Below are 20,232 nucleotides of genomic sequence, written 5' to 3'. Positions count from 1 at the left end.
CAACGGCGATGCACCCCCGCCGGAGACGGCCACACAACGGACAACCAGAAGCGGGCGGGCGGGTGGGAGACCCAAGGCCCCGCCGCCCAACGCGGCGGGGCCACACAGCTAGCGGCGCGCCACGCCTTCCGCCCGCGCCGCCGCCGCCACAGCCGCCGTGACGGCCGGAGCGACCCGCTCGTCGAACGGCGACGGAATGACGTAATCGGCGGACAGCTCGTCCCCGACGACATCGGCCAACGCGTCGGCCGCGGCGATCTTCATGCCCTCGGTGATTCGAGAGGCCCGCACCTGCAGCGCCCCGGCGAAGATCCCGGGGAACGCGAGCACGTTGTTGATCTGGTTCGGGTAGTCCGAGCGCCCGGTCGCCACCACGGAGGCGTACTTGTGGGCGATGTCGGGGTGCACCTCGGGGTTCGGGTTGGCCATGGCGAACACGAACGAGTTCGGCGCCATCGACGCGACCGCGGGCTCGGGCACCGTACCGCCGGAGACGCCGATGAAGACGTCCGCGCCGTCCAGGGCGGATTCGAGCGAGCCGCTGAGCCCGGCCTTGTTGGTGAGCTCGGCGAGCTCCCGCTTGACCGGGGTGAGGTCGTCCCGGTCCCGGGACACCACGCCCTTGCGGTCCGCGACCGCGACATCGCCGAGCCCCGCCTCGAGCAGGAACTTCGCGATGGCCACGCCCGCCGCGCCCGCGCCGGAGATGACGGCCCGCAGGTCACCGAGGGTGCGCCCGGTCAGCCGCGCGGCGTTGCGCAGGGCGGCCAGCGTCACCACGGCCGTGCCGTGCTGGTCGTCGTGGAAGACCGGGATGTCGAGCCGCTCCTGGAGCCGCCGCTCGATCTCGAAGCAGCGCGGCGCGGAGATGTCCTCGAGGTTCACGCCACCGAACGACGGCGCGAGCCGCACCACGGTGTCGATGATCTCGTCGACATCGGTCGTGGCGAGCGCGATGGGCACCGCGTCGACCCCGCCGAACTGCTTGAACAGGATGGCCTTGCCCTCCATGACGGGGAGCGATGCCTCCGGGCCGATGTCACCGAGGCCGAGCACGGCGGTGCCGTCGGTGACGACGGCGACGACGTTCGACTTCCACGTGTAGTCGTGGACGAGCTCGGGCTGCTCGGCGATGGCGCTGCACACCTTCGCGACGCCGGGCGTGTACGCCAGGGACAGGTCGTCCTTGTCGCGCACCGGAACGGTCGCCTGGACGGCCATCTTGCCGCCGCGATGCAGCGCGAAAGCCGGATCGAAGGGCTCCTCCGTGCCTTCGTGACCGGCTGTGCTGCCGCTCGTACCACGGCTGCCGCTGCTGTCGCTGCGAGGATTGACGATCTCCGCTGCCACTGTGTCTGACCCCTTAAGTCTTCAAGGTTGAGGGTGAACCACTTCCTGGTGCAGAAGTGGGGCGGGCACCGCGTCCGTGCTGAAGCCGCGGGCCTGTCGGCCGTTGGCTCTCCGCCTGTCGGCGAAGCGGTACGGGAGGTACGTACGAACGCGCGGGCACGCCGCACACGTGCCCTGGGCCCCGGATGAGGGGTGTAACCGTCTTTTCTACCGGATGCCTCCGACCGCCGACGAGCCATATCTGTGTCAGAACGATGTGAACAGCAAGTATCTAGTAGACCTCCAGGGCAAAATGTCCGTATTATCGGGAAAACTCCATCCCGCCGGTCCGCATAGCGAGATTGGGTGGTTATCGAACGGTTGGAGAATGTTCGCCCCGGTGCGCCAATGACCGGCACGCACCGCCCTGTTGGGTTTTGCGGATCGCCCGTTATCCGATTTTGACATCTCCATCCCCCAGAATCGGGCCGTCCGAATGGCAAGATGCCTCATCACACGAGGTCGCGACACCCGAAGGTGTGTGCACGACCGCATGGCTACTCCCCCATCCGCCGGAGGACCCCTATGACCGCAGGCACCATTTGTCGCACGACCGCCGCGAAGTCCGCGAAGTCCCGGATCGTCGCTGTCGGCGCGATCGCGGTCGCCGGCACGCTGCTGCTCACCGGCTGCGGCGACCAGACGGACAAGAAGGAAGGCGGCGGCGACAAGGTCGTCAGCGCCCCGCTCTCCGACGAGCTGCCCGCGAACGTCCGCAACAAGGGCGTCATCAAGGTCGGCTCGGACATCGCCTACCCGCCGGTCGAGTTCAAGGACAAGGACGGCAAGACGGTCGGCATCGACCCGGACATCGCCGACGCGCTCGGCAAGCAGCTCGGCGTCCGGTTCGAATTCGACAACGGCACCTTCGACACCCTCCTCGGCGGTCTGCGCTCCAAGCGCTATGACATCGCCATGTCGGCCATGACGGACACCAAGAACCGTCAGGAGGGCATCGACGAGGAGACCGGCAAGAAGGTCGGCACCGGCGTCGACTTCGTCGACTACTTCACCGCGGGCGTCTCGATCTACACCAAGAAGGGCGACGACCAGGGCATCAAGACCTGGGCCGACCTCTGCGGCAAGAAGATCGTGGTGCAGCGCGGCACCGTCTCGCACGACATGGCCAAGGCCGAGTCGAAGAAGTGCAAGGGCGGCAAGAAGATCGCGATCGAGTCCTTCGACAACGACCAGCAGGCCCAGACCCGGCTGCGCTCCGGCGGTGCGGACGCGGGCTCCTCGGACTTCCCGGTCGCCGCGTACGCGGTGAAGACCTCGGGCGGCGGCAAGGACTTCCAGCTTGTGGGCGACCAGGTCGAGGCCGCTCCGTACGGCATCGCGGTCTCCAAGAACAACCCGAAGCTCCGTGACGCGATCAAGATGGCGCTGGACGCGATCATCGCGAACGGCCAGTACGAGAAGATCATCAAGGAGTGGGGCGTCGACGCCGGCGCAGTCAAGGAAGCCAAGATCAACGGCGGCAAGTGACCGCGTCTCGTCATCTCGTCGCTGAAAGGCCACACCCGTGACAACGGACATCAGCAAGTCGGGCGGCTCCGCGCCCAAGGATGAGCCCCCGCGCTCCGCCCCCGAGGCGATCAGAGCGATCCCGGTGCGCCACTACGGCCGGTACGTCGCGGCCGTCCTCGCCATCGGCGTGCTCGTCGCGATCGTCCTCGCGTTCGCCAATGGCGACATCAACTGGAACGCGATCCCGGACAACTTCTTCGACGACCGCATCATGAAGGGCGTCCGCGAGACGCTCATCCTGACGTTCCTGTCGATGCTCATCGGCGTGGTCGGCGGCATCACGCTGTCGGTGATGCGCCTGTCGAAGAACCCGGTGACCTCGTCGATCGCGTGGTTCTACATCTGGTTCTTCCGCGGTACGCCGGTCCTGGTCCAGCTCTTCATCTGGTTCAACCTCGGCTTCGTCTTCGAGTACATCAACCTCGGTCCTATCTACAAGGACGAGTGGTCGGACTTCATGACGCCGTTCCTGACGGCGCTCCTGGGTCTCGGCCTGAACGAGGCCGCGTACATGGCGGAGATCTGCCGCGCGGGCCTGCTCTCGGTCGACGAGGGCCAGACGGAGGCGTCGCAGGCGCTCGGCATGAGCCACAACAAGACGCTGCGCCGCGTCGTCATCCCGCAGGCGATGCGCGTGATCGTGCCGCCGACGGGCAACGAAGTCATCAACATGCTCAAGACGACGTCGCTGGTCGCGGCGGTGCAGTACTACGAGCTCCTGAAGTACGCCCAGGACATCGGCAACTCGTCCGGCGCGACGGTGGAGACGCTGCTCCTGGCCGCCACCTGGTACCTGATCATGACCTCGGTCCTCAGCATCGGTCAGTTCTACCTGGAGCGCTACTACGCGCGCGGCTCCTCGCGCGCGCTGCCGGACACGCCCTGGCAGAAGATCAAGGCCAATATGTTGTCGCTGAGCAACCGTTCGGGAGTGCGCTGATGACCGCCATGGTGAAGGCCGAGGGCGTCCACAAGTCGTTCGGGCACGTCGAGGTACTGAAGGGCATCGACCTGGAGGTCGCGTCCGGCGAGGTGTTCTGCCTCATCGGCCCGTCCGGCTCCGGCAAGTCGACGTTCCTGCGCTGCATCAACCACCTGGAGAAGGTCAACGCCGGACGGTTGTACGTCGACGGGGAGCTGGTGGGCTACCGGCAGAAGGGCGACAAGCTGTACGAGCTGAAGGACAGCGAAGTCGCCATGAAGCGCCGGGACATCGGCATGGTCTTCCAGCGCTTCAACCTCTTCCCGCACATGACGGCCCTGGAGAACGTCATGGAGGCGCCGATCCAGGTCAAGGGCCAGGCCAAGGCGGAGGCGCGGGAGCGCGCGGGCCAGCTCCTGGAGCGGGTGGGCCTCGCCGAGCAGCAGCGCGTGGCGATCGCCCGCGCGCTCGCGATGGACCCGAAGCTGATGCTGTTCGACGAGCCGACGTCCGCGCTCGACCCGGAGCTGGTCGGCGACGTGCTCGACGTCATGCGTGACCTCGCCGAGTCCGGCATGACGATGATCGTCGTCACGCACGAGATGGGCTTCGCGCGCGAGGTCGGCGACAGCCTGGTGTTCATGGACGGCGGTGTGGTGGTCGAATCCGGCCACCCGCGTGACGTACTGACGAACCCGTCGCACGAGCGGACGAAGTCGTTCCTGTCGAAGGTCCTGTAGGTCCTGCAGGTCCGTAGGTCCTGTAAGCCACAGGGCAAGTAAATCGATGCCTACGTAGAGGGGCGGTACGGATCGGTGATCCGTACCGCCCCTCTACGTAGGCGAACCGAAATCCCTACTTCAGCCCTAGGACCAGGGCGTCCGACGGGGACGCCCACACCGTGCGGGCCTCGGCGAAGCCCGCCTCGCGCAGAGTGCGGACGTGCCACTCCGGGGGCGGGGTGTCGCCGTCGGCGTGCTCTCCATAGATCTCGAACCGCTTGGCCGTGGGCTCGGCGAGTACCGGGTCATTGGCGGCGAGCGCCCACCACTCGGCCCAGTCCAGGGCGCCGGACTTCCTGGCGGCCTCCTGGCGGGCGTGCCGCTGCTCGCGGTCGGCGGCGTTGATGCGCGGGGTGGCCGGATCCGGCATGTGGTCGGCGTTCATGAAGACACCACCGTCGGACACGATCCCGGCGAGCTGGCCATAGAGCGCGGCGAGGGGCTCGCTGAACAGCCAGTGCAGGGCGGTGGCGGTGAGGACGGCGTCGTACGAGTCGTGGGGCAGCTGGGAGGTCCAGTCAGGGTCCTTCAGGTCCGCGGTCACGAAGGTGACGCGGTCGTCCCCGGCGAAGGTGCCCTCGGCGATGGCGAGCAGCGCCGGGTCGAGGTCGACGCCCGTGCTGACGGCCTTCGGGAACCTTTTGAGGAGTCTGTCCGTAATACTTCCCGTACCGCACGCGAGGTCCAGGACGCGCGGCTCGGGGCCGACCAGGGCCTCGACCATGTCGAGCATGACGCGGAACCGCTCCTCGCGGTCCGGCAGGTACCACTCCTGCTGCCGGTCCCAACTCTCCTGCCAGGCACGCCAGTCGGTTCCGAACCCCGTACCGCTAGTCGTTTCCGTCACCGGAAGACCTCCGTCCCGTACTACGCTCGACTAATCTCGCCGAGTAACACCCGCGAAGGAAAAGCGACTGTTACCTCGCACGCAGACGAAGATAGCCCGCCCCCGTAAGGACTACAAGTGGAACTGGCCTATTACTCGGACTATGCCGTACGCCTGGTCAACACCGAGGAGCCGGCTCGCAACAAGGACTCGCTGACCTCCGTCGACGCGGTCCGCGAGCTGTTCGGTGCGAACCAGCAGGCCGCACGGCGCGCCACGGACTCGGACGTGACGCGCTTCCGCTCGGTGCGGGGGCGGCTGCGGGCGGTCTTCGAGGCGGCCGACGGCGGCGACGAGACCCTGGCCGTGGACCTGCTGAACTCCCTGCTCCTGGAGTTCCCGGTGAGCCCCCAGATCTCCGGCCACGACTATCGGGACGACGACGGCCGCCCCCTGTGGCACATGCACCTGGCGGACCACCCGTCGAACGCCACCGCGGGGTACGCGGCGATCGCCGCGATGGGCCTCGCCTTCCACCTCACCGAGTTCGGCGTGGACCGGCTCGGCCTGTGCGAGGCGGCGCCGTGCCGCAACGCCTACCTGGACACCTCCACCAACCGCTCCCGGCGCTACTGCTCGGACCGCTGCGCGACCCGCGCGAACGTCGCGGCCTACCGCGCGCGCAAGCGCCTGGAGAGCGAGCGGTCGGCGAGCACCGGGCGCACGGCCAAGAAGGTCCAGGAGACCAGCGCGGCGAGCGAGAGCTGACGCCGCCCCTGCGCCTCACGCTCCTGGCGGAACCTGCCCAGCGGCCGGAACCGCGCGCGCACCCGCGCCAGGACCAGCTCCTCCGGGACGACTCCGTACACCGTGCTGTCGCCCCCCGCGTTGTACGGGTTGTCGCCCAGCACCCACCAGCCGCCCTCGCGCCGTTCGACGGCGCGCTTGACCACCAGCAGGTCCTGCTGCAGCGGGTGACGCAGGATCACCACGTCACCCGGACGCACCCGGGCGCCGTGCCGCACCAGCATCCAGTCCCCCGGATTCAGCGTCGGCACCATGGACGGCCCGTCGACCTCGATCAACTGGAACGGCACGCGTGTCTCCCGCCCGTCTGCCGTCGTCTCCGGCATCAGACAACCTCCCGGACCAATCCTCCACCGGCGTCCCGGTCCCATCCTCCACCGTCTTCAGTGTGACCCTGGACTTTTGTCCTAAGCCCATGGGGGCACTCGCGAAATCACGTCTCTCACGGAGTAATGTCCCACCTGAGAAGACGATCACGAGGAAGGACAGCTCAATGCTCTCCCGCCTGTTTGCCCCCAAGGTGAAGGCCAGCGCGCACTGCGACCTGCCCTGCGGCGTGTACGACCCGGCCCAGGCCCGCATCGAGGCGGAGTCGGTCAAGGCCGTCCAGGAGAAGATGGCCGCGAACGACGACGCGCACTACCAGGCCCGCGCCACCGTCATCAAGGAGCAGCGCGCCGAGCTCGCCAAGCACCACGTCTCGGTGCTCTGGAGCGACTACTTCAAGCCCCCGCACTTCGAGAAGTACCCGGAGCTGCACACCCTGGTCAACGACACCCTCAAGGCCCTCTCGGCCGCGAAGGGTTCGACGGACCCGAAGACCGGTCAGAAGGCGCTCGACCTGATCGCCGAGATCGACCGCATCTTCTGGGAGACCAAGAAGGCCTGATCCAGGCCCGGGCCTCGCGCCCACCTGACCGCACCCGGTCCCCGAGTCCGCCGCATCCGGTGGGCCCGAGGGGCCGGGTGCGGTCGTCTTTTGTGTCCGTGCCACGGTGCCGGACGCAAAATTCGGTTGCCGCCGCCCCCGCTCCCCTGTTGCAGTTACCGCGTCACCAGCGCACCGGCCGACGGAACCAGGAGCCCCCAGATGCGGCAGACGTCCATGTCCCACCAGGAAGGAATCGCCCCCCGATACGAGGACATGACGCCTAGTGCAAGCGCACCCGCATCAGCACGACCCGAAGGACCAACACACCCTTAACCTGGGCATTCTGGCGCACATCGACGCCGGCAAGACCAGCCTGACCGAGCGGCTGCTGCACGCCGCCGGTGTCATCGACGAGATCGGCAGCGTCGACGACGGCAGCACCCAGACCGACTCCCTCGCGCTCGAGCGGCAGCGCGGCATCACCATCAAGTCCGCGGTCGTGTCCTTCGCGATCGACGACGTCACCGTCAACCTCATCGACACCCCCGGCCACCCGGATTTCATCGCCGAGGTGGAGCGGGTCCTGAGCGTGCTCGACGGCGCCGTGCTCGTCGTGTCCGCCGTCGAGGGCGTCCAGGCGCAGACCCGCGTCCTGATGCGTACGCTGCGCAGGCTCGCCATCCCCACGCTCGTGTTCGTCAACAAGGTGGACCGCCGGGGCGCGGACCCCGAGCGCGTGCTCGCCGAGCTGGCCGGGCGGCTGACGCCCGCCGTCGCCCCCATGGGCACGGTGAGCGACCCCGGCACCCGCGCGGCGCGCTACGTGCCGTACGCCGCCGACGACCCCCGCTTCACCGCCCGCCTGACCGAGCTGCTCGCCGAGCACGACGACGCGCTGCTGTCCGCGTACGTCGAGGAGGACGCCGCCGCCCTGACCTCGGGCGGCCTGCGCGACGCGCTGACGGAGCAGACCCGGCTGGCACGGGTCCACCCGGTGTTCTTCGGCTCCGCGATGACCGGCACCGGCCTGGACGCGCTGACCGGCGCCGTCAAGGAGCTGCTGCCCGCGGCGGCCGGTGCCGCGGACGGGCCCGTCGCGGGCACCGTCTTCAAGGTCGAGCGCGGCCCCGCGGGCGAGAAGGTGGCGTACGCGCGGATGTTCTCCGGCACCGTGCGGGTACGCGACCGGGTGCCGCTCGCCGGGCACGCGGAGGACGGCAAGGTCACCGCCGTCAGCGTCTTCGAGCGGGGCGCGGCGGTGCGGCGCGACGCCGTCGCCGCCGGGCAGATCGCGAAGCTGTGGGGACTCACCGGCGTACGCATCGGGGACGTGCTCGGCGACGCGCGCGACGTACCCGAACGGCACGCGGTGGCGCACCACTTCGCGCCGCCGACCCTCGAAACCGTCGTCGTGCCCCGGCGCGCCGCCGACCGGGCCGCCCTGCACGCCGCGCTGACCCAGCTCGCGGAGCAGGACCCGCTGATCGACCTGCGCCAGGACACGCTCCGGCAGGAGATCTCCGTGTCCCTGTACGGCGAGGTCCAGAAGGAGGTCATCGAGGCCACGCTCGCGGACGAGTTCGGCGTCGGCGTGGAATTCCGCGAGACCACGACGATCTGCGTGGAGCGGGTCGTCGGGACCGGCGCGCAAGTGGAGATCATCGACACCGACCCCAATCCGTTCCTCGCCACGGTGGGACTGCGCGTGGAGCCCGCGCCGGTCGGGGCCGGGGTGGAGTTCCGGCTCGGTGTGGAGCTCGGTTCGATGCCGTACGCGTTCTTCAAGGCCGTCGAGGAGACGGTCAAGGAGACGCTGTCACAGGGGCCCCACGGGTGGGAGGTGCCCGACTGCCTCGTCACGATGACGCACTCCGGGTACTGGCCGCGGCAGAGCCACGCGCACGCCGTCTTCGACAAGAGCATGTCGAGCACCGCCGGGGACTTCCGGCACCTCACACCGCTCGTCCTGATGGACGCGCTGCGGCGGGCGGGCACGCGCGGGCACGCGGGTGCACGAGCCGATGCACCGGTTCCGGCTCACCGTGCCCGCCGACGTGTTCGGCACGCTGCTGCCCGCGCTCGGGCGGCTGCGCGCCGTACCGCACACGCCCGTGCCGCACGGTTCCGCGTACGTCGTCGAGGGCGTGATCCCGGCCGCGCGCGTGCACGACCTGGAGCAGGCGCTGCCCGGACTCACGCGCGGCGAGGGCGAGTTGGAGTCCGCCTTCGACCACTACGCGCCGGTGACCGGGACGCCACCGGCGCGCCCGCGCACGGACCACAATCCGCTCGACCGGAAGGAGTACGTGCAGCGGGTCACGCGGCGGACACGGGTGGGGTGAGGTGGTCGGCGCCGGCGGTTCGGTCGCGGTGGGGCTACCGACGCCGGCGGCTCAGTCGGGGCGAGCCTGACCGGCTCCCCCCAGTCAGTCGGCGTCGGCGGTCAGCTCCGCGAGTGTGTGCTCGTCCAACAGCGCGGCAAGGCGCTCCCGGTCGGCCAGGATGTTGATCTCGACGATCCGGCCGTCCCGGACGGTGAACTCGCCGACGGAGAACGGCATTCCGTTGTGAACGGCGATCTGGCCCACCCGCCCGTTGACCATGGCCAGATGCGTGGAGCCGGCCAGCGTGGCGAACGAGCGCGCTCCGGCGACCACGGCCGTCGCGCCGCGCACCAGCCGGGACAGCCCGGCGATCTCGCCGCCGTCGGCCCGCAGCACCACCTCGGGGTCGAGCAGTTCGAGCAGCGCGTCGAAGTCGCCGCCGCGGGCCGCCGCGAGGAACGCCTTGACGACCTCGCGGTGGCGCCTGCGGTCCGGCTCCGGCTCGGCGGCCGAGTCGCGCACCCGGCGGCGGGCGCGGCTGGCGAGCTGCCGGGTCGCGGCCGGGGCCCGCTCGACAATGGGCGCGATGTCCTCGAACGGCACGGCGAACATGTCGTGCAGCACGAACGCGAGGCGTTCGGCGGGGCTCAGGGTGTCGAGGACGACGAGGAGCGCGAGGCCCACCGAGTCCGTGAGCAGGGCTTCTTGTTCGGGGTCGGCGGCTTCCCTGCCGCCCGGCAGCGGGCTGATCTGCGGGTCGGGCACGTGGGTTCCGGGCACGTTCGGGTCGGCGCCCTGGACGTCCAGGGGCTGCTCGCCGCGCTGCTTGCGCGCCCGCAGCAGGTCGAGGCAGACGCGGCCCACGACGGTCGTGAGCCAGCCGCCCAGGTTCTCCACGCCCTCGCTGTCGGCGCGGCTGAGCTTCAGCCAGGTCTCCTGGACGGCGTCCTCGGCCTCGCTCAGGGAGCCGAGCATGCGGTAGGCGACGGCCTTCAGGCGGGGCCTGTGCTCCTCGAACCGCTCCGCCAGAAGTTCTCTTCCGTCCACGTCACATTCCTTCGTCGCGATCCGTCATAGCAGTGACGTACCCGCGACGGCGGTGCGCCGCGGGCCGGCACGGCTGGTGCCGCCCAGCAGATCATGACGCGCCGCGCCTGCGCCGTGGATATCGATGTGATCGACGCGACATGGAGGGCAACGTCGTGAACGCACGCTTCTGGGAAGCGGCTCCGGACCGGTGCTCGGCCGGGGACACGGGCTGGGGCATGGTGCCCGGTGCTGCCGATCCGGAACATGCGGTCAGCCGGTTCGCGCACCGCCCTCGAGCACACCCCGCACAGTCGCCCGCACCCGTTCCAGGTCGGCGCGGACCGCCTCGTACGCGGACCGGTGGCGGGCTATGTCGCGGCGCTGGTGCTCGGCCGCGACGGACCACCACACTCCGGCGGTGTTGTGTTCGCGTTTGCACTCGACATCGGCGACGGCGGTGTCCCGCTCGCGCCGCGTGTGCTTGGTGTCGCCCTCGTTGCCCCGCCCCCACGCCTTGTCGCGGAAGGCAGCTTCCGGACTCGCGTACCGCTTGAAGCCCTTGTCGACGACGCAGTCGGCCCACTCGTCCAGGGAGCGCCGCATCCGCGGGTCCTTGGCGACGGCTTTGTCGAGCGCCGCGCGGCGGCCTGCTATGTACCGCGTGAGTCGGGCCTCGTCCTTGACGTCCGCCCGCACCCGCTCCGTCCCGGCCTGCGCGCAGCCTCCCTCGGGCACGTCGCGACCGGCGTCCTCGCCGCGCAGGGCCTTGTACTCGTCCGGGGTGACCAGGCGGCCCTTGCGCTCGTGCTTCTTCTCGTACTTCTTCAACGCGCCCTGGTCCAGGCCGTAGCCGAGGTGGCGGGCTTCGTCGAGGTCGAGCGAGCCGTACAGAGTCGTGGAGATGAGCACCGCCGACAGGCGGTTGGACATCCCGACGTCGTGCTCGCGCCACTGCCGCGGGAAGTCGGGGAAGCCGTGGGACTTCATGCACCGCTGGGCGAGGCGGTCGGCCGCCTGCTGCTCGCGCTCGTAGTCACGCGCACTGAACTCATACCGGTCCAGGGGGAGTTCAGGCAGGTCCTTGTCTTCGTCGACCTCGGGCACGCCCGAGCCGTGCGCCGCGCCCCCGCTCCGCCCGGAGTCGCCCTTCTCTGCCGCGCAGCCAGCGAGCGCCACGACGGCCACCGCCGCGGCAGCCCAACGCACGCCCCGCTTCCCCCACTTCAGCTCCATGCACGCGAGCCTAGCCGCGCCCACTGACAGTCGGCCGCCCGCGCCCGCCGACAGGTGCCCGTCACCCCGCGCCCGCCGACATGTGCCGTCACTCCGCGCCGGGGCGGCTCACGTGCCGTTGTCCCCGGGCTTCGACACCGCCTTCGGGTCCTCCACCTCGGCTCCGGAGGTCAGGTCGATCCTGGGCCCGGTCCCGGGGGCACCCTTGAGGTCGCCGGGGACGACCTTGGGGTCCTCGGGAGCGACCGTGGGCCCGGGCTTCGGGTCGCGCCTCGCCAGGTGTCCGCGCTTGTACTTGCTCTTGTGGCCGCGGCCCAGCCGCGACTTCTCGTCCGGCTCGTCGACCGCGCACGCGTCGCACTCCGGATTGCGGCAAGGCGCGGGCCCCCACACCGGGACGTACGCCCCGAGCACCTTGCGCCGTTTGATGGCCGTGCCGACTGGCCGCCCGCAGCGCTCGCACACTGGTTCGCTCTGCGGACGGGGGCCGGACCGGCGTCCGTCGCTGCCCATAGCTCCAGGGTATGGCGATTCCCGGAGGTCGGACAGTCCAGCGGTCACTCCTTGTCGCGCTTGCGGGCGTACGTACGGACGACGATTCCGTTGCCGAAGGTCCGGGAGGAGGTCGGCTCGAACGCGCTGACCGCCGACTCCACGCCCGCGAACATGGGCATGCCCGAGCCGAGAAGCAGCGGATAGGTCTTGAGAACGAGCTCGTCGACCTCGTCGAAGAGCTGCCCGGCGAGCTGCGCGCCGCCGCAGAGCCAGATGCCGAGGTCACTCTCCTCGGCCTTGAGCTCACGGATCTTGCCGATCAGATCGTCGGCGACGATCTCGACGTTCGGGTCGGGGGACGTGCCGAGGCTGCGCGAGGCGACGTACTCCCGCAGGTGCCCGTACGGACTCGGCATGTTCTCGTCCAGGCCGAGCCGGTAGCTGCCCATGCCCTGGATGACGGTGTCGAACTTCTCGTTCGGTACGTCGTCGAAGCCGAGGGCGCGGCGCCCGGCGACGGAGACGGTCTCCGGGTACTCGGTCTTGAGGAACTCCAGGAACTCCTCGTTCACGTACGACATGAAGGAGGTGGCGTCGCCGCTGGGGTCACCGATGAACCCGTCGATCGACACGGCGACGAAGTAGGTGAGCTTGCGCAAGCTGGGTCTCTTTCGCAGAAGGCAGATGGGGATCGAGGGTCCGGGCGACCGCGTTCCGGCCACCCCGCTCTCGAAGTACTGCATTTATAGTGCTGCACCCGCAGTGGTTTCAACCCCTTGCCGGACTTTTCTCGAACCGATCCGGCAGACACGCCCCGCTCGACCAAAAAATCGGCCCCGGGTGCCGGTTCATCCGGTCCGAGGCCGATCTCATGCTTCACGTCTCTCATGCTCCACGTCAGGAGCCCTGCGGCTCCCGCCACATCGGCCACATCCGCGGCCCGTCCGGCAGGTCGAAGGCGTTGCCCATGTCGACGAAGCCGAGCCGCAGATACAGCTCCCGGCTGCGCTCGTTGCTCGCCTCCAGGTACGCGTGCAGTCCGTCGCGGTCGCAGCGCTCGAGCACCGAGCCGACGAGCTCCGTGCCGACGCCCTCCCCCTGCCGCTCCGGCTTCACGGCGATCATGTGCAAGTACTGGTGCGGCCGGTCGGTCGGGTGGATCTCGGACGTCAGCCGGCCGATCACCTCGACCCGTTCGTTGTCCGGGTCGACGGCCCGGCGCAGCTGCGCGGGCCCGTCGGCGGCATCCTCGTGCGCGGGCCCCGCGGGCACGGACCACCACAGGGCGACGGCCGAGCCGTCCTCGGCGATGTCCACGTGCCCCTCGGCGAAGGCGAGGTCCAGGAAGACGTCCATCAGCGCGCTGTGCCTGCTCCGGCGCCGCTCCTCGTCCGGGAACAGCCAACTGCTCACCGGGTCCCGCATGAACGCCTCGTCGAGCAGCCCCACCACGTCCGCCCGATCGCCCTCGCCGGCTCTCCGGATCGCCACACCCACGGCTTCTCCCCTCCGCCTCGTCGGCCCCCAACTCCCGCCCGGGCCCTGCCGCTTGCAGCCTAAGTGATCATTTCGCGCACGACGACGGGCCCCGCACCACCGGTTTCCCGGTGGTGCGGGGCGCCAGTCGGCGACGCCGTCCGCCCTCCGGTCCACGGGCTCTCCCCAACCCGTCCACCCCCCCGGATCACGGGCCTCGGCCCCGGTCCCGTCCCTCACCAGGAACAGAACCCCCTCCGTTCACCCGGAACAGAACCCCTCCGTCCGCCACCTCCTCCCCTGGTCAATACGGCCTCCGCGTGACGAACTCCGCGAGCGCCAGCAGGCCCCCGGCCCGCTCCGGGTCGGGCACCGCGCGGGCGAGCTCCCCGAGCGCCCGGGACATCCGGTCCGCGGCGTGGAGCTGCGCCCAGTCCCGGCCTCCGGCCCGCTCCACGACCCGGGCCATCCGCTCCAGGTCTCCCTGGGCCCCCTCGGCCGTCGCCCGCCCGTACAGCCCGGCCAGTTCCACCCCCTCGGGCGTGCCGGAGGCCAGCGCGGCGACCACCGGCAGGGACTTCTTGCGGGCGGCGAGGTCCGCGCGCGCGGGCTTGCCCGTCCGCGCGGGATCCCCCCAGATGCCGATCACGTCGTCGATGAGCTGGAAGGCGAGCCCGGCCTGCCGGCCGAACCCGTCCAGCGCCTCCGCCGTGTCGGCCCCCGCCCCCGCGTACACCGCCCCGATCGCGCAGGCGCACCCGAGCAGCGCGCCCGTCTTGGCCTCGGCCATGGCGAGGCACTCGGCCAGCGAGACCTCGTCCGGCGCCCGGCTCTCCAGGGCGCAGTCCGCGTGCTGCCCCGCGCAGAGCTCGATGACGCAGGTGGCCAGGCGGGCTGCCGCCGCCGGGGCCCCCGGGTGGGGGTCCTCGGCGAGCAGCCGCTGCGCCAGGGCCTGCAGCGTGTCACCGGCGAGGATCGCGTCGGCGTCGCCGAACACGGTCCAGGCGGTGGGCCGGTGCCTGCGTGTCGCGTCACGGTCCATGACGTCGTCGTGCAGCAGCGTGAAGTTGTGCGTCAGCTCCACGGCCGCCGCCGCCCTGACCGCGCTCAGCGGGTCCCCGCCGAGGGCCCGCACCGCGAGCTGCGCCGGGAACCCGGCCATGATCGGCAGGAGCAGCCCGGTGGCGGCCCACATGGGCAGGCCGAGCAGCCAGGCCGGTACGCGGCGCCCCCAGGGCCGGGTCAGCAGCAGGGCCAGGACGATGACGGCGCCGTCCATGAGGACGGTGAGGCTGTTGGCCGCGGCCATCAGGCCGCGGTGCTCCAGCAGGGAGCTGCCTTCGGGGATGCCGACGTGGCTTCCGGCGATCCAGGCGACCTTGAGGGAGAGGTACGGGACGCAGGAGGCGACGGCGGCGGCGCGCAGCAGCCGGCGCGCCCCGCTGAGGGGCTCGGTGGGGGAGGTGCGGGCGGCGGGGGCGGGGAGGTCTGCTGCCTGAGTCATGCCTCCACGCTCGCGCGGCGCGGCCCCGCCCACCTCCTGCCTGCCGGTGAACCGCCTCCGCCGCGCGGGGGAGGCCGCCCCGGGCCGGGGAGGAGCCGAGCCGTCAGAGCCGTCAGAGCCGTCAGAGCCGCCGCGTCGCCAGCGTCAGCCGGTCCCGCGCGTCGAACAGCGCGTCCTTGACCAGCTGCTCGTGGGCGGGCGTGAGCCGGGCCACCGGCACCGAGCAGCTGATGGCGTCCCGCGCGGGCGTGCGGTAGGGGATGGCCACGCCGAAGCAGCGCAGGCCGAGGGTGTTCTCCTCGCGGTCCACGGCGAAGCCCTGCTCCCGCACCGTGCGCAGCTCCTCGATGAGCTTCTCGCGGTCGGTGATCGTGTTCTCGGTCAGCGACTGCAGCGTCTCCGGCAGCATCTTGCGCACCTGCTCGTCGGTGTGGGTGGCGAGCAGCGCCTTGCCGAGCGACGTGGAGTGGGCGGGCAGGCGACGGCCCACGCGCGTGAAGGGGCGCAGGTAGTGCTGGGACTGGCGGGTCGCGAGGTACACCACGTTCGTGCCGTCGAGGCGGGCCAGGTGGATGGTCTCCGTGGTGTCGTCCGCGAGCCGGTCGAGCGTGGGGCGGGCCGCCGCCACCACTTCGTCGCCGTCGATGTACGACGTGCCGACGAGCAGCGCCCGCACCCCGATGCCGTACCGCGTGCCGGTCGCGTCCGTCTCGATCCAGCCGAGCTCGACGAGGGTGCGAAGGAGCATGTAGAGGCTCGACTTGGGGTACCCGACGGCCTCCTGGACGTCGGCCAGCGCGTGCATGCCGGGCCGGCCCGCGAAGAACTCCAGCAACTCCACCGTGCGCACCGCCGACTTGACCTGCGCGCCCCCGCCCGTCTCCCCAGCCGACATCGCCCTTGACCCCTCACGTCCGAAGAGAAATAGTCTCCACTGTCTCCGCCGATTCACCAACGGAGACGGCGTTCAGCATATCGAACGCGCCTGGTGAGTGGCAGCAACGAGTGACAGCGAAGTCACAGCAATCCGACGCGCGGCGGCCGGGTCGCGGCACCCGTGCCGCGTGCGCGCAGCCGCGCGCACCGAGTCGCGTCAACCCTGGAGGAACCCGCGGTGGCAGCAGCACCAGTCTGGAGTGTCGACCCCCGAAACGGGAAGCAGCGCGAGCAGGTCGCGACGGAAGCCACCGCGGCCGACGTGGACCGCGCCGTCACGGCCGCGCACGCCGTGCGCGGCGCGCTCGCCGACCGCGCGGTCCGCGCCGCGTTCCTGCGGAGCGCCGCCGAACTCCTGGACGGCGCCAAGGACGACCTCGTCGCCGAGGCGGACGCGGAGACGGCCCTCGGCGCCGCCCGCCTCACCGGCGAACTCGCCCGCACCTGCTACCAGTTGCGGACGTTCGCGGGCATCGTCGAGGAGGGCGCGTTCCTGGGCGTCGTCATCGACCACCCCGACAGCGCCGCCACACCGCCCGTCCCGGACCTGCGCCGCTACAAGGTCCCGCTCGGCGTCGTCGCGGTCTACGCCGCCTCCAACTTCCCCTTCGCCTTCTCCGTGCCCGGCGGCGACACCGCGAGCGCCCTCGCCGCGGGCTGCCCCGTCGTCGTCAAGGCGCACCCCGACCACCCCGCGACGTCCGAGCGCGTCGCCGCCGTGCTGCGCGCGGCCGCCGCCCGGCACGGCGTCCCCGAGGACGTCGTCGGCCTGGTCCACGGCTTCGAGGCGGGCGTGAAGCTGGTCCGGCACCCGCTGGTAACGGCGGCGGGCTTCACCGGTTCGGTACGCGGCGGACGCGCCCTGTTCGACGCGGCGGCCGCGCGCCCCGTACCGATCCCCTTCCACGGCGAACTCGGCTCCCTGAACCCGGTGGTCGTCACCGAGGCCGCCGCCGCCGAGCGCGGCGAGCAGATCGGCACCGGCCTCGCGGGCTCGATGACCCTCGGCGTCGGCCAGTTCTGCGTGAAGCCGGGCCTCGTCCTCGCCCCCGCCGGCGCGGGCGGCGACCGCCTCCTGAAGTCCCTGACGGAGGCCGTCGGCGCCACCGGGGCCGGGGTGCTCCTCGACCACCGCATGCGCGACAACTTCGTCGCCGGGGTCGCCGAGCGCGCCGAACTGCCCGACGTGAACGCCCCGGTGACACCGGGCGCCGCCGACGAGCACGCGGTCACCGCCGGATTCCTCACCGTCCCGGCCGGGCACCTCGCCGACGAAGGCGCCCACGACCTGCTCCTGGAGGAGTGCTTCGGGCCGGTCACCGTCGTCGCCCGGTACACGGACGACTCCGAGATCACCGCGGTGCTCTCCCGCCTCCCCGGCAACCTGACGGCGACCGTGCACCTGTCCGAGGACGAGGCCGCCGGGACCGCGGGGGACGGGCGGGGCGCACAGCTCCTCGCCGAGCTGACCCCGCTCGCGGGCCGCGTCCTCGTCAACGGCTGGCCCACCGGCGTGGCCGTCGCCCCCGCCCAGCAGCACGGCGGCCCCTACCCCGCGACGACGAGCACCTCCACGTCCGTGGGCGGCACCGCCATCGAACGCTGGCTGCGCCCGGTCGTCTACCAGAACACCCCCGAGGCACTCCTGCCGCCCGAACTCCACGACGCCAATCCCCTGGGCCTGCCGCGCCGTTACGACGGCCGCCTGGAACACTGACGGCATGAACGCCAAGGAGACCGGAAGCCTGACCCTGCCCGAACTGCCCTTCCCGCTGCGGCCGTACGGCCCCGAGGGGAACTGGTCGTACGAGGAGGGTGTCCTCACCGGCTGGGCCGGTCCCCGCCAGGACCGCTTCGTGCCGCCCACGGGCGAGGCCCTGGACCCTGCGTCCGACGCGCCCCGGCTGCTCGGCGCGCCCGAGGGCGACTTCCAGCTGATCGCCCGCGTCACGGTCGGCTTCGCCGCCGCCTTCGACGCGGGCGTGCTCTATCTGCACGTGGGCGAGCGCGAGTGGGCCAAGCTCTGCTTCGAGCGCTCCCCGAACCGTCCCACGATCTGCACGGTGGTCACCCGGGGCCGCTCGGACGACGCCAACGCCTTCGTCGTGGACGGCTCCAGCGCCTGGCTGCGGATCAGCCGCACGGGCACGGCGTTCGCCTTCCACGCCTCGACGGACGGCGAGGAGTGGACGTTCGTCCGGATCTTCCAGCTCGGCGACGAGGGGGCGGCCGCCGCCGCGCTCGTCGGCTTCCTCGCGCAGTCGCCGCAGGGGGAGGGGTGCGTGGTGACGTTCGAGCGGATCGAATTCCGCCCGAACTGGCCGAAGGGACTGAGGGACGGCTCCTGACCGAACTGCCTAGAGGGTCACGCGGGTGCCCGTCGCGGCGGCACGCTCAATGGCGTCGAGCAGCCGCTGCCGCCGCGCGGCGTGCGCGAAGTCCGGGACGGTGCCGGTGCCCTCGTGGAGGTCGCGCAGGACGTGGGCGTACTGGACCCCGACGTTGTACGCCGCCTCGCCGCGCAGGCCGTCCAGCTCGGGCACGTCGAAGTACCGCTCGGGGACGGGGAGTTCGGCGAGCGCGGCGTCCGTGCCGCCGCGGGCGCCGCGCACCCGGAGGCGGGCCTGCTGGAGGTGCCCGTGGTCGCCGGTGACGACGAGGTCGCCGTCCGTGCCGTTGATCTCCCAGTGGAAGTCGGTGCCGCGCGAGAGGCCGCCCCGGAAGTGCGCGGAGGCCACGGCGCCGGAGGCGAGCCGCCCGCTGACCGCGATCTGATCCTCCACGGTCATCGAGGCGGCACGCCCACTGCCTTCTTCCCGCACGAGCGGGCGCCGCGTCGCCGTCGTGGCCGACACCTCCGTGAACTCGCCGAGCACCATGGCCAGGGCGTCCACGGTGTGCCCGAACGGAATGGTGAGCATCGTGCCGCCGTTGTCCTTGTCCAGCAGATAGCCGCCGCCCGGCTCGAAGGTGGGCCCCCAGCGGCGCCCCGACGCGATCAGACTCGTCGACAGAACCTCCCCCACGAACCCGTCGGCGACGAGGTCGCGTACGTGCCGCACGGCGGGCGCGGAGCGGGCCTGCAGCCCGGCGAAGGTACGCACCCCGGCGCGCGCCGCGGCGGCCGCCAGCTCCTCGGCCTCGGCGAGGCCGTTGCCGAGCGGCCACTCCGACAGGACGTGCTTGCCGGCGCCGAGGGCGGCGAGGATCACCTCGCGGTGCAGCGGGACGCGGACGCTGACGACGACCAGGTCCACGTCCGGGTCGGCGGCCAGCTCCGCGGCGCTGCCGTAGGCGTGCGGGATGCCGTACTTCTCGCCCGCCGCCCTGGCCGACTCCGGGGTGGAGGCGGCCAGGGCGCGCAGGTCGTAGCCGGGCAGGCGGGTGAGGGCCGGGAGGTGGGAGTGCGGGGCCCAGCCGGAGCGGGCGGAGAGGCCGACGATGCCGGTGCGGACGGGGGCGGAGGCGGGGGCCGGGGCTTTTTGGATCATGCCCGGACCGTAAGGCCCGGGGGCCGATCACCTGCAAGGGCGCCAACTATATTCTGGAAACCATGACAGCTCAGAGCCGCTTTACGCACGACATCTACGGGCTGCTGTGCCCCGGCCGGGAGATCTTCGAACTGCTCGCCAACAAGTGGGCGGGGCTCGCGATCACCGCGCTCGAGGACGGCCCGCGACGTTTCGGCGAGCTCCGCTCGAAGCTGGAAGGGGTGAGCCCCAAGGTCCTCACCCAGACGCTGCGGCGCCTGGAGGACTACGGCCTGGTGCACCGCACGGTCTTCGCGGAGGTCCCACCCCGAGTGGAGTACGAGCTGACGCCCCTGGGCAGGGGCGCGCTCGCTCCCTTGTCCCACTTGCGCACGTGGATCCGCGCGAACACGCGGCACTTCGGGTTGGAACCGGGGTGACCGTTGCCCGTACCGGCACCGTCGGCCTGGGCTGTGCCCACCCGTTCCCCGTTCCGCCCTGCGGAACGCCTGCCCACAGCGGGAGCGGGCAGAAAGCCGCCGAACGACCTCTCCAGGCACCGGAAGGCCGGTGGGGGTGAGGTGAGGGTCGACAGGGCCATGCTCCGGCCCGAGGCTGACGGTCCACTGGAAACGGGC

19 protein-coding genes and 1 pseudogene are annotated in these 20,232 nt (G+C 71.2%); 9 read left to right on the top strand and 11 right to left on the bottom strand.

Going from position 1 to position 20,232, the window contains the following annotated elements; genetic code table 11:
- Nucleotides 1-108: 108 nt before the first annotated feature.
- Nucleotides 109-1,350 (bottom strand): NAD(P)-dependent malic enzyme, encoded by a 1,242-nt coding sequence (locus STRAU_RS37890; protein WP_016645685.1) that lies wholly within the window; start codon nt 1,348-1,350, stop codon nt 109-111.
- A gap of 564 nt (nt 1,351-1,914) precedes the next feature.
- On the opposite strand from STRAU_RS37890, the gene STRAU_RS37885 reads away from it, so the two are divergent.
- From STRAU_RS37885 to STRAU_RS37875, 3 genes are read left to right on the top strand one after another with little or no spacing between them, the layout of a single operon-like run.
- Complete coding sequence (locus STRAU_RS37885; protein WP_016645684.1) at nt 1,915-2,877, top strand: ABC transporter substrate-binding protein; 963 nt, start codon at nt 1,915-1,917, stop codon at nt 2,875-2,877.
- A gap of 37 nt (nt 2,878-2,914) precedes the next feature.
- Nucleotides 2,915-3,859 (top strand): amino acid ABC transporter permease, encoded by a 945-nt coding sequence (locus STRAU_RS37880; protein ID WP_016645683.1) that lies wholly within the window; start codon nt 2,915-2,917, stop codon nt 3,857-3,859.
- Nucleotides 3,859-4,581, top strand: coding sequence for an amino acid ABC transporter ATP-binding protein (locus STRAU_RS37875; protein WP_016645682.1), 723 nt, complete (start codon nt 3,859-3,861; stop codon nt 4,579-4,581). Before STRAU_RS37880 ends, STRAU_RS37875 begins: the two co-directional genes overlap by 1 nt.
- Nucleotides 4,582-4,696: 115 nt before the next feature.
- Here the strand turns inward: STRAU_RS37875 and STRAU_RS37870 are convergent, their stop codons facing one another.
- Complete coding sequence (locus STRAU_RS37870; protein ID WP_016645681.1) at nt 4,697-5,470, bottom strand: class I SAM-dependent methyltransferase; 774 nt, start codon at nt 5,468-5,470, stop codon at nt 4,697-4,699.
- Nucleotides 5,471-5,587: 117 nt separating this feature from the next.
- Here STRAU_RS37870 and STRAU_RS37865 point away from each other — a divergent pair, with 117 nt between their 5' ends.
- Nucleotides 5,588-6,217 (top strand): CGNR zinc finger domain-containing protein, encoded by a 630-nt coding sequence (locus tag STRAU_RS37865; RefSeq protein WP_016645680.1) that lies wholly within the window; start codon nt 5,588-5,590, stop codon nt 6,215-6,217.
- Here STRAU_RS37865 and sodX read toward each other — a convergent pair.
- Entirely contained in the window at nt 6,121-6,582 is a 462-nt protein-coding gene (gene sodX, locus STRAU_RS37860; protein WP_078621749.1) for a nickel-type superoxide dismutase maturation protease, read from the bottom strand. The two genes, STRAU_RS37865 and sodX, sit on opposite strands and share 97 nt — an antisense overlap.
- Before the next feature lie 167 nt (nt 6,583-6,749).
- Here sodX and sodN point away from each other — a divergent pair, with 167 nt between their 5' ends.
- Both sodN and STRAU_RS37850 read left to right on the top strand, forming a co-directional pair.
- The gene (sodN, locus tag STRAU_RS37855; RefSeq protein WP_016645679.1) at nt 6,750-7,145 is read left to right on the top strand and encodes a superoxide dismutase, Ni; all 396 of its coding nucleotides are present in this window, start codon (nt 6,750-6,752) and stop codon (nt 7,143-7,145) included.
- A gap of 265 nt (nt 7,146-7,410) precedes the next feature.
- Nucleotides 7,411-9,469, top strand: a pseudogene (locus tag STRAU_RS37850) (GTP-binding protein).
- Between the two features lie 84 nt (nt 9,470-9,553).
- Here STRAU_RS37850 and STRAU_RS37845 read toward each other — a convergent pair.
- The 7 genes from STRAU_RS37845 to STRAU_RS37815 all read right to left on the bottom strand — a co-directional run bounded on the left by STRAU_RS37845 (nt 9,554) and on the right by STRAU_RS37815 (nt 16,083).
- Nucleotides 9,554-10,498, bottom strand: coding sequence for a sigma-70 family RNA polymerase sigma factor (locus STRAU_RS37845; protein WP_037664592.1), 945 nt, complete (start codon nt 10,496-10,498; stop codon nt 9,554-9,556).
- Nucleotides 10,499-10,750: 252 nt separating this feature from the next.
- Nucleotides 10,751-11,713 carry a hypothetical protein gene (locus STRAU_RS37840; RefSeq protein ID WP_016645675.1) on the bottom strand — a complete coding sequence of 321 codons (963 nt, stop codon included), beginning with the start codon at nt 11,711-11,713 and terminating at the stop codon, nt 10,751-10,753.
- Between the two features lie 108 nt (nt 11,714-11,821).
- Nucleotides 11,822-12,226: a hypothetical protein gene (locus tag STRAU_RS37835; RefSeq protein WP_052029450.1), complete on the bottom strand. Its 405-nt coding sequence runs from the start codon at nt 12,224-12,226 to the stop codon at nt 11,822-11,824.
- A 44-nt stretch (nt 12,227-12,270) separates the two neighbouring features.
- Complete coding sequence (locus STRAU_RS37830) at nt 12,271-12,867, bottom strand: dihydrofolate reductase family protein (protein ID WP_016645673.1); 597 nt, start codon at nt 12,865-12,867, stop codon at nt 12,271-12,273.
- A 238-nt stretch (nt 12,868-13,105) separates the two neighbouring features.
- The gene (locus STRAU_RS37825; RefSeq protein ID WP_016645672.1) at nt 13,106-13,705 is read right to left on the bottom strand and encodes a GNAT family N-acetyltransferase; all 600 of its coding nucleotides are present in this window, start codon (nt 13,703-13,705) and stop codon (nt 13,106-13,108) included.
- 283 nt (nt 13,706-13,988) lie between these two features.
- Nucleotides 13,989-15,188 (bottom strand): polyprenyl synthetase family protein, encoded by a 1,200-nt coding sequence (locus STRAU_RS37820; RefSeq protein ID WP_016645671.1) that lies wholly within the window; start codon nt 15,186-15,188, stop codon nt 13,989-13,991.
- A gap of 121 nt (nt 15,189-15,309) precedes the next feature.
- A complete protein-coding gene (locus STRAU_RS37815) occupies nt 15,310-16,083 on the bottom strand; it encodes an IclR family transcriptional regulator (protein ID WP_016645670.1) in 774 nt (257 codons plus the stop codon).
- Between the two features lie 219 nt (nt 16,084-16,302).
- On the opposite strand from STRAU_RS37815, the gene STRAU_RS37810 reads away from it, so the two are divergent.
- Both STRAU_RS37810 and STRAU_RS37805 read left to right on the top strand, forming a co-directional pair.
- Nucleotides 16,303-17,841, top strand: a complete 1,539-nt coding sequence (locus STRAU_RS37810) for an aldehyde dehydrogenase (NADP(+)) (RefSeq protein ID WP_078621748.1) — start codon at nt 16,303-16,305, stop codon at nt 17,839-17,841.
- A gap of 4 nt (nt 17,842-17,845) precedes the next feature.
- Nucleotides 17,846-18,472 (top strand): DUF1349 domain-containing protein, encoded by a 627-nt coding sequence (locus STRAU_RS37805; RefSeq protein ID WP_016645668.1) that lies wholly within the window; start codon nt 17,846-17,848, stop codon nt 18,470-18,472.
- A gap of 9 nt (nt 18,473-18,481) precedes the next feature.
- On the opposite strand, the gene STRAU_RS37800 is transcribed toward STRAU_RS37805, so the two are convergent.
- Nucleotides 18,482-19,615, bottom strand: coding sequence for a Gfo/Idh/MocA family protein (locus tag STRAU_RS37800; RefSeq protein WP_016645667.1), 1,134 nt, complete (start codon nt 19,613-19,615; stop codon nt 18,482-18,484).
- 62 nt (nt 19,616-19,677) lie between these two features.
- On the opposite strand from STRAU_RS37800, the gene STRAU_RS37795 reads away from it, so the two are divergent.
- Nucleotides 19,678-20,034, top strand: a complete 357-nt coding sequence (locus tag STRAU_RS37795) for a winged helix-turn-helix transcriptional regulator (protein WP_016645666.1) — start codon at nt 19,678-19,680, stop codon at nt 20,032-20,034.
- Nucleotides 20,035-20,232 lie beyond the last annotated feature (198 nt).

This window comes from Streptomyces aurantiacus JA 4570, from assembly GCF_000414115.1.
In the GTDB taxonomy this organism is placed as follows: Bacteria; Actinomycetota; Actinomycetes; order Streptomycetales; family Streptomycetaceae; genus Streptomyces; species Streptomyces aurantiacus_A.
Note: the sequence above shows the minus strand (reverse complement) of the source record. Positions and strands in the feature narration are given on the sequence as shown.

What these genes read in the sequence shown, in the direction of transcription:
- STRAU_RS37885 (WP_016645684.1), top strand. Translation starts at nt 1,915, where the DNA reads ATGACCGCAGGCACCATTTGTCGCACGACCGCCGCGAAGTCCGCGAAG.
- STRAU_RS37875 (WP_016645682.1), top strand. Translation starts at nt 3,859, where the DNA reads ATGACCGCCATGGTGAAGGCCGAGGGCGTCCACAAGTCGTTCGGGCAC.
- sodX (WP_078621749.1), bottom strand. Translation starts at nt 6,582, where the DNA reads ATGCCGGAGACGACGGCAGACGGGCGGGAGACACGCGTGCCGTTCCAG.
- sodN (WP_016645679.1), top strand. Translation starts at nt 6,750, where the DNA reads ATGCTCTCCCGCCTGTTTGCCCCCAAGGTGAAGGCCAGCGCGCACTGC.
- STRAU_RS37840 (WP_016645675.1), bottom strand. Translation starts at nt 11,713, where the DNA reads ATGGAGCTGAAGTGGGGGAAGCGGGGCGTGCGTTGGGCTGCCGCGGCG.
- STRAU_RS37835 (WP_052029450.1), bottom strand. Translation starts at nt 12,226, where the DNA reads ATGGGCAGCGACGGACGCCGGTCCGGCCCCCGTCCGCAGAGCGAACCA.
- STRAU_RS37820 (WP_016645671.1), bottom strand. Translation starts at nt 15,188, where the DNA reads ATGACTCAGGCAGCAGACCTCCCCGCCCCCGCCGCCCGCACCTCCCCC.
- STRAU_RS37815 (WP_016645670.1), bottom strand. Translation starts at nt 16,083, where the DNA reads ATGTCGGCTGGGGAGACGGGCGGGGGCGCGCAGGTCAAGTCGGCGGTG.
- STRAU_RS37805 (WP_016645668.1), top strand. Translation starts at nt 17,846, where the DNA reads ATGAACGCCAAGGAGACCGGAAGCCTGACCCTGCCCGAACTGCCCTTC.
- STRAU_RS37800 (WP_016645667.1), bottom strand. Translation starts at nt 19,615, where the DNA reads ATGATCCAAAAAGCCCCGGCCCCCGCCTCCGCCCCCGTCCGCACCGGC.
- STRAU_RS37795 (WP_016645666.1), top strand. Translation starts at nt 19,678, where the DNA reads ATGACAGCTCAGAGCCGCTTTACGCACGACATCTACGGGCTGCTGTGC.